This window comes from Paenibacillus medicaginis, from assembly GCF_042138635.1.
Lineage (GTDB): Bacteria > Bacillota > Bacilli > Paenibacillales > Paenibacillaceae > Paenibacillus > Paenibacillus medicaginis.
In genome coordinates this window covers 300,061-309,287 of the sequence record NZ_JBHIRY010000003.1, presented here as the reverse complement: position 1 = coordinate 309,287, position 9,227 = coordinate 300,061, and the positions used below count along the sequence as shown (strand labels likewise).

General features: G+C 50.9%; 3 protein-coding genes and 1 pseudogene. All 4 read left to right on the top strand.

The window, feature by feature from the left end:
* Positions 1-2,598: hypothetical protein (locus ACE5LO_RS05545; protein ID WP_375519026.1), on the top strand; the 2,598-nt coding region annotated here is incomplete at its 5' end.
* A gap of 60 nt (positions 2,599-2,658) precedes the next feature.
* Positions 2,659-8,049: a polymorphic toxin-type HINT domain-containing protein gene (locus tag ACE5LO_RS05540; protein ID WP_375519025.1), complete on the top strand. Its 5,391-nt coding sequence runs from the start codon at positions 2,659-2,661 to the stop codon at positions 8,047-8,049.
* 15 nt (positions 8,050-8,064) lie between these two features.
* Entirely contained in the window at positions 8,065-8,367 is a 303-nt protein-coding gene (locus tag ACE5LO_RS05535; RefSeq protein ID WP_375519024.1) for a hypothetical protein, read from the top strand.
* A gap of 237 nt (positions 8,368-8,604) precedes the next feature.
* Positions 8,605-8,883 (top strand): annotated as a pseudogene (locus ACE5LO_RS27895) (RHS repeat-associated core domain-containing protein); the annotation flags it as partial.
* Between the last annotated feature and the right edge of the window lie 344 nt (positions 8,884-9,227).

Below are 9,227 nucleotides of genomic sequence, written 5' to 3'. Positions count from 1 at the left end.
GATGGATCGGTGCATACGGACGGATTTAACAAGGATACAGACCCGACCATACCAGCCGGGGGTTATGCCATTGTGACCGTCTTTTCGATCGTAAACGATGTGCCGATTACGTTCGATTATACCGACGACTTCTCGGTGGAAGAAAGCAGCGAACCAGCCTACATACGTATCGTACTTGGACGGGGCGAGAGCTACGAGTTCGTGAATATCAGCGGGGAGAGCGAGCGTCTGGATAGTGACGCCAAAACATCCAACCCTGCCCGAACTTTTGATTATGTCACCTACTACGAAGACGGCACTGAGCGTTCACGTGGAGAGAACAGAACGATGGAGCCGCTTGTATATCCGAACAATAAAGTATCTGTTACGGGCGCATCGGATACTCCAGTGAGCATCGGGGCTATTTATACGTCCTTTAAGGGACTGGGACGTCCGAATGAGTCGATCAGCAAAATTACGATACAGCCGGGTGAATCATATATTTTCAACAATAACGGTTCCCTGAACAACCCGATTAACAATAATGCCAAAGAAGCTGGCAGCTTGTTTGATTATGTCATGTACAAGGCGGACGGTAGTCTGGGTACGGACGGAATGAACAAGTCCACGAATCCCATGGTGCCTGCAGGTGGAGAAGCAGTTGTCACGGTCACCGGAAGTCAGCCGGTCGTGTTCGACTACACGGACGATTTCACGGTCCAGCCAAGTACAGAGCCTGCTTATCTGCGTGTAATACTTCAGCAGGGAGAGAGCTTCGCTTATACCAACATAAGCGTGGAATCCGAGAGTCTGGATAGTGACGCGACACCATCCTCGGGCCGCAGATTCAGCTATGTCACCTATGACGTGGACGGCAATGTACGCACGCAAAATCCGGATACCCTCACCGAACCTCTGGTCAGAGCCGGAGAAAGAACGGTAGTCACTGCGGTTTCCACCAATCCGGTTACCTTCGGAGGCATTTACCGGGTGTTCAAGGGAGATGGAAGTCCGGGTGACGGAATTCAGAAGCTGACCATACAGCCGGGTGAATCCTACCGGTTTATCAATACCGGGTCCGACACGGCCGGACCTGATCATAATGGAGCCGAACTGGATGCGGAAATTGATTATGCCACTTATAAGGCGGACGGTTCACGTTTCTTTGACGGCTTTGCGACCACCTCTAGCCCGAACATTCCGGCTGGTGGGGAAAGCATCGTTACGAACATATCCGATTCACCGATAACGTTTACGTATGCTGCCAATCTGAAGCCGGAGCCGAGCACCGAGCCTGCTTTTCACCGGATTATATTGAACCCGGGAGAAAGCTATCAATTTACGAATATCAGCGTAGCAGCCAATGCGCTGGAACGCGGGGAGATGGCGTCCGGGGCACGCTGGAGCTATGTCAATTACCGTGCGGACGGTTCCGAGTACAGCAGCGGTACGGATTCGACACAGCTTCCGTTAGTACAGGCTGGCGGCAAAGCCGTCATGACGAACACCTCGGATGTGCCGGTGTCCTTCGGTGCAGTCTACCGTCTGTTCCAGGTTGGACCTGTTGAATCAGGCGAGACGACACAAGTCACGGTAAACCAGGGCGAAAGCTATAAATTCACGCTAACCGGCACTGCGGCGGCTGCAGTGACCATGAACGGGGCAACGGGAGAGCGGTATTTTGATTTTGCAACCTACGGGACGAACACGGGAGGGGCTGAGCAAGCTGACCTTGCGCAGTTGGATGCGGCTCAGACTAGCATTTCTCTTGCTGTGGGACAGGTTCTGATCGTAACGGTAACGTCTTCTTCAGCAGTTACTTTCAGCTTTAATCAACAGGTAACAGCCGAACCGAGCACGGAGCCTGCGTTGCTGAAAGCCTCTCTGTCTCAAGGTGGACAGGCGATCTATACAAGCAAAAGCGAGCAGCCTGCACCGCTTGTGAACAATGCGGCAGCAACCGGTGGTCTGTACCAATATGTGTTGAAGGATACCGCCGGGCAGGTGATCCGCGAGGAAAGCGGCGTCAGTGCGGAGCAGGCCATTCCGGGAAAAGCGTCCATCCAGCTGGCGGTTGCCGGAACAGGCATTACGTTTGGCGCTCCATATCGTGTCTTTACGCTGCAGGAAGTGATCGGCGGGGATTGGGAAGAGCTGATTGAACAGGTGGAGAAGGTGGCCGATTTCCCTGCTGGCGAAAAAGGTCTGTACAGATTTACAGCTCAGGCTACTGGAAAATACCGCTTCACGGTCAAGGAAAGCGCCAATTATGATCAGGTGCCCGTATTGTCCCTCTACTCCAATGCGGACATGACGGAGCTGCTTGTCACTTCGTCCGCTGTAGAACAGATTTACGGCTGGGATTATACCGTGGTTGAACAGGAGCTTACAGCCGGGCAGACCATCTATGTGAAGCTCGAAGAACTGAACGGAAAAGCTCTGCAAACGGTGATTAAAGCGGCACTGATGCCGACAGGGACCGATACTTCCTACGAATATGGCAAAGGCAATCAGCTCCTGAAAACCATTTTGTACACAGGTGATGAAATCTGGTTTGAGTACGACAGGAACGGCAATGTCAGCAAACGGACGAAGAAGGTCTTTCCTTTTGTCAACTAAACATGGTTGTTGTGGATGTTTACTTAGCGGCTTAAAAATATAGTTTGAGGTGATTCTGTGTTGAAACGAAGTCTAATGGTACTTCTGTGCATGGCTGTGCTGCTCGGTAATTTTGGAGCATTGGCCTATGCAGACAATGAGCGGGAGGAAGCTGCGGCTTCTTCTCCGCAGATTATTACGCTGTCCTGGCTTAAGGAGCAGACCGGTAAGGATGACGCCTGGCTGAACAAGCAGTTGGATAAAGGCTATACCTTGTATGAAATTTACAAGGCAGTACAAAGCGGCAGCGCCGATTCGGCACTGGCTGACGATCTGAACGCAGCACGGGTCATGGTGGCTGAACCGGCAGAAGACACTGGGGCAGCTATAGCGGCGGAAGAGGCTGCGACAGCACCAGCAGCCACAGAGGAAGCTTCGGGCGGGAAAGTACCAGTAGAGAAGGCTTCGGGTGAGGAAATACCTGTAGAGAAAGGCACTTCCCCGGTGGTCGGCGCTACGGAAGGGAACACTTCAAAAGAGGAAGCTTTGAAAGAGGGAATGAATGTAAGTAATCCCCCAACGGATACTGTTAAAGAAGAAGCGCCTATCGGCGATTCAGTAACAGATGTGGTATACAGCCCGCAGGCCGGGGCAGGCCCGCTTCCCGGGCAGTCTCTGGCGGTGCTGGATGCCGTCTACAGTCCGGCGGATTTGGCGGGTGTAACACACAGCCGTTTGCGGGATGAGTCAGGTCTGTATACGCAGAACTACGGAGATAACGGAGTGTCGGCATCCGCAGGCAGCCTGTTTGTGCAAAGCACTGATTTTGTGCTGCCTGGCTCGTTGCCCTTTGCCTTGACACGTGTGTATGACAGCGGCAGCGCCGGCGGCCAGCCAGGGGTTGTCCAGCAGGCGGACGGCACATACATCAATGCGGCAAGCGAACGCCGGGAAAGTGCCTCCTCCGGTCTCGGCCGTGGCTGGAGCTGGGATCTGCCTTACATTCAGGAGCAGGATGGACAGCGGTATATCTATTTTCCGGGTACAGGCACCTATGAATTAACAGAAGATAACGAGCTTGCCGGTTATGTCTGGAATGACCTGAAGGTATCCGACGATTCCAGCGAAACAGTCAATGGTGTGAACAGCGCCTATCTGGTGCAGGAATTAAACGGATATCACTATTTTCTGGATGGGCAGGGCTTCCTGATCCTGATTACGGACAATTACGGCAACCGGGTGGAATTTAGCTATACAGGTGCGGAATCAGACAAAAAAATCAGCTCCATCCGCAACAACGACGGACGTGAACTGTCCTTTACCTACGGCAGCGACCGGGTAACGGTGCAGGAGACGGGGACAGAGCATGTATACACATATGTGTCGGTCGGCGCAGCTGAGGAGAAGGTGCTTTCCCAGGTTATGGATCCGCTGTCCCGCAGTACGCGTTACTCCTACAACATCATTACAGCGCCATTTCATCTGGTTGCAGATGCGGAAGGCAATTTGGGGGACGCGGGAGCCAACACAACTGCGCTCTTAACCCGGATCGTGCGGCCGACTTCTTCCATGACGGATATCCAGTACCAGTCTGATGTGAAGCAGGCAGGGGAATACGGTACCGCGACGGTGTATAAAGTCAGCTCACGGGCGGATTTGTACAGCACAACCGCCGGGGACAGAACCCTGAATCAGGTGAACTACACGTATTCCGGCGAGGATCTGAACAGTTATGGCACCGACACAGGATGGACAACCACCGCAGCCGGAGCGCAGGTGACGGAGACCTTCCGTTTTGAGCAAACCTTCGCAGCAGACAACATCCCGGATCGGGTATATCTGTCTTCCTATAGCCAGCAGGGCGGTTCAACCAGCTACAAAGTTAACTATACCTATGCTGCGGATGCAGCATGGAACCTGCCGGTACAGATTGATGAAACCCAAAGCGGGAACGGAGCATCCGGCGGGACGCTTACGACAGGTTATACTTACAATGAATACGGCATGCCTTTAAGCCAGACGCTCAGTACGGGGCAAAGAATCGAATATGCCTATGAACCATCCAGCGGCGGGCATTTCTGGGTGCTGCCGGAACGGATGACGACGAAGGTCAGCGACAGCCAGTCTCTCGCCACCGTGAACCGCTATAATACACAAGGAAGTCTGACCGATGTCAGCCAATATGAGGGCTCCGGCGGCGGCAAACTGCTGTCTGATGTGAACTACCTGTATAACAGCCAGGGCAATATGTCAGGTCAGCAAATCAAAATGGATGAGTTTACAACTTCGTATATTACGAACAAATTCGGTTCCTCCTACGGCTCCCAGCTCGTTACGAGCCAGACGCTGGCAGAGGATGTGTCCTATACCTATGATTATTATCCTACAGGGGAATTGAAGTCGAAAAAGGACGCTTCCGGCCGGGTTGAATCGTATGTTTATGATGCCCTTGGACGAATCACAAACATCACGCACAGCGATGGAACTCAAACGAAGGTCACGTATCACGACGCCACGAATGACGTAACGATGATCGGACCAGACGGTATCCGTACGGAAAGACTGTACAACCCGCTCGGCCAGCTTGTCCAGGAACAGACAGCGGATGCCATCTACGGCTACAGTTACGACGAGTACGGCAATCTTGCGGAAAGCATCGACGCCGAGCACGCGGTCACCCGCTACAGCTACGACGCTTTTGGCCGTCAGATCAAGAGCAGCTATCCGGATGGCACCAGCGACAGCACGGTGTACGACGATGCCGGGCGTAACGTGACCTACACGGACCCGGCAGGCAACCGCCAGCGCCAGGTCGCGGACCTGCTTGGACAGGTCACGTCGATACAGGAGTACAGAGACGGTTCATTCCAGCCACTGGAATCTGTAACCTATAACCTTGCGGGCATGGTGACGAGCCGGGCGGATGGCAATGGCCAGCGCACCTCGTATCAATATGATGCGCTCGGCCAGGTGACTTCCGTTACCGATCCGGCCAGTCAGACCACCCGTTATGAATACAACCTGGGCGGCAATCTGACGATGGTGACCTATGCGGATGGCCAGCAAAGCCTGTACAACTATGACGATTTGGGCCGCCGCACGTATAACCGCAAGGCTTCCGGCACATCAACGACGAATTCTTATGATACGCGCGGTAACGTCACAAGCATGTATACAAGTAATTCGCAGAACATCCGGTTTGAGTATAACGATGACAACATGCTGACGAAGATGACCGGACCGGACTTCACGACAAGCTATACGTATGACAGCGCAGGCCACCGGACCAGCATGGCCGACGCTCATGGAACGACTGCATATTCGTACAATGAAGACAACGGCTTCCTGACCGGCTTAACGTATCCGGACGGAACGGAGATCAGCTACACGTATAACACCCAGTCCCGGACCGGCTACACGCTGACCGATCCGCAAGGCGGTTCGACTACCGTGCAGGCAGAACTGGACAGCATGAACCGTGTTACGGAGATGGAGGTCAGCACGGGTGGAGGCGGGATGAGCCTGCAGGCCGCGTCAGGCCCGCTTGACCGTATGACCTTTGATTATACGCCGAACAGCTTGCTGAAGCGCCAGACAAACGGCAGCGGACTGAGCACCAGCTTTAACTATGACGGCTACGATCTATCCGGCGTATCGGTGGAGCAGAATGGCTCGGCACTGCAGCAATTCGGCTACGAATACGACGCGAGCAAAAACATGATTGAACGCACCCAGAACGGCAGTACAGATCAGTTCGGCTACGATCCGCTGAACCGGGTAGCAAGCGAAATGGCGGCAGAGGAAAGTAAAATCTACAACTACGACGCCAACGGCAACCGGGGCAGGATGGGCAGCGGCAAAATTTTCGGCATGAAGAACGCCGAGTACACCTATGACTCCATCAATCGCCTGACCAAGGTAAGCGGCGAAGGTAAGGAAGTCACGTACTCGTATAACGGAGACGGCCTGCTGTACGAACGCACAGCAGACGGCAAAACGACCCGCTACTACTATGACGAAGAAGCGAAGCTGATGGCCGAAGCGGACGTCACAGGCGGCACTCCAACGCTGACGTATGTATACATCTACGATCTGTCCGGCCAAATCTGGGCAAGACAGGACAAGGCGACGGATGCGCTGCAGTACTACCAGCTGAACGGCCACGGCGATGTGGTGGGTCTGAATGACAGCGAAGGCAATGTGCTGAACAGCTACAGCTACGACATCTGGGGCGGACCACTGACGGAGCAGGAGACCGTGCCAAACGTGCTGCGTTACTCCGGCGAGTATTGGGATGACACGACAGGTCTGCAATACCTGCGCGCCCGCTGGTACGACCCAGGCGTAGGCCGCTTTATGGGCGAGGATACGTATCAGGGAGAGGTTGTAGATCCGCTAAGCTTGAACTTGTATACGTATGTGGGGAACAATCCGTTGATTTATACAGACCCATCGGGACACAGACATGAAATGGGTGCTGGTTGGGGAGGTTTTGCAGGCAACGCTTATTCAGCAACAGACCCTTGGAAAGGCTGGAGTGGACCTGTAGGAAGCGTGGCAAACTTCCTCATTTTGGATGACATTAATACGCTCCGTGATCCTAATTCATCGGGATTAGCCAAAGGGTTAGCAACCGCAGGCTTCTTGCCTATCGGCAAAGTTGTAAAAGGCGGCAAATTAATTCTAAAACTCAAAGACAAAGCAGGAAAAGTCGTTGAGAAAGAATTTAAGCTGGTAGATGATGCACTGGATTATGCGAAGGCATGTAATTGTTTCACCGCAGGTACGAAGGTGCAAACAGACGAAGGAGAGAAACCTATCGAGGAAATTGTAATAGGAGATAAGGTGCTCGCTAAGTCTGATAAAGATGGAGAAGTGGCGTATAAAGAGGTCGTAGGGCTTTTCCAAAAACAAGCTGACAAAATTTATTATGTCCACATCGGGGATGAAATCATCGAGGTTACAGGTGAGCATCCGTTCTGGTTGGATGGCAAGGGATGGACGCTTGTTAAAGACCTGAACGTTGGAGACTTGCTTGTTTCGAGTGACGGAACTAAACTTGCAATAGACAAGATTGAGAAAGAGCCACGCGAAGCAACGGTCTATAACTTTGAAGTTGAGGATTTCAATTCTTACTTTGTTTCCAATCTAGGCATTTGGGTGCATAACTGTGAGATTCTTAAAGCTAACAACATGTCAGAGTTTTTCAAACTCGATTTTGGTACTTCATTAAAAAATCTCTCGCAAAAAACAAGTACAGTTGTTAAAGGTGCTACGGTTTATAAGGTTACTAGAAAAACAGGGAATGATTATTTGAAGAAGGGTGACCAATATTATTTAGACACCTTACACCATGACCATATGGAGGTATTTGATAGTCGTGGTAAGGTTAAAGCAGTATTAAATTTGGATGGTTCTTTTAACGCCAAAAAGACGGAAGCAGCATTAAAAGAAGGTCGAATAATTCCTTAAAAAGGAGAAAAATGTATGCAAGAAGAATTATTGAGGACGTATAATGTTCTTTCCCGTTTGAATGATTCTTGCCAAAAAAAGGTTATCTCTCAGGAAGAATTAGACGAACAAGACTCGAATTTTGATGATTTACGAAAAATGGTAGTTGAACTTAGGGATATCTTATCCAAACTTGAGAGTAGTGACATGCAGTCAATAGATGAAACGGTCGGAACCCTGCTGCAACTGCATTTGAAATTCTCGGACTATATTTGGCATATTGACCAAATTCATGATTTAGTGAAGAAGCTTGCAGGTAACTATCGAGATTCATATTAGTTATGTAAGAGATCTTGGAGGTTAAATCCTTCAAGATCTTTTTTAACCTTTACCCAGCGTCAAAAAAAGTGAGCGGCTAAACAATTTGTTTTCTTTGAGGACCACTCTCTGTTCTCGTAGTACCTTTAGAATCACCAGATACCATCATGTTTTGTTCAAATATTTTATCTTCATTTTCTCTCTGTTATCCTGGATAAATGAAAATGCAAATAATCGTAATAAGCCTTTGACCCAAGCCGCGACAGTGAAGGCAATGTGCTGAACAGCTACAGCTACGACATCTGGGGCGGACCACTGACGAAGCAGGAGACGGTACCAAACATGCTGCGCTACTCCGGCGAATACTGGGACGACACGACAGGTCTGCAATACCTGCGCGCCCGCTGGTACGACCCAGGCGTAGGCCGCTTTATGGGGGAAGATACGTATCAGGGAGAGGTTACGGATCCGCTGAGTTTGAACTTGTATACGTATGTGGGTAATAACCCTCTAATTTATGTGGACCCGAGTGGACATTCTTTTGAAACGCTTGATTATCAAGAACTTAGGATCTTATTGAATGAAGCCAGTGTTCAATCGAACTCCACCAAAAATAAGGATTATCAGGTATATAAGGATTTCATACGTAACCGCTACGACTTTGTATCTATCTTTGGTGGCGCAAACCAGTACAATTATCTATATGACTTGGTAACGGGAACGAGTGCCTATAATAATAGTGCTGGCAAATCTGATTGGGCTAGAGAACAGCTGTTAAGTGCTTATCAGAGTTGGACAGATGCAGAAGTACTTGCCTTGGCTGCAGGTTCACTTGTTGGTGGAGGAACTGGAAAGTCTGCTGGTTTTGGGAAAAAACCAAA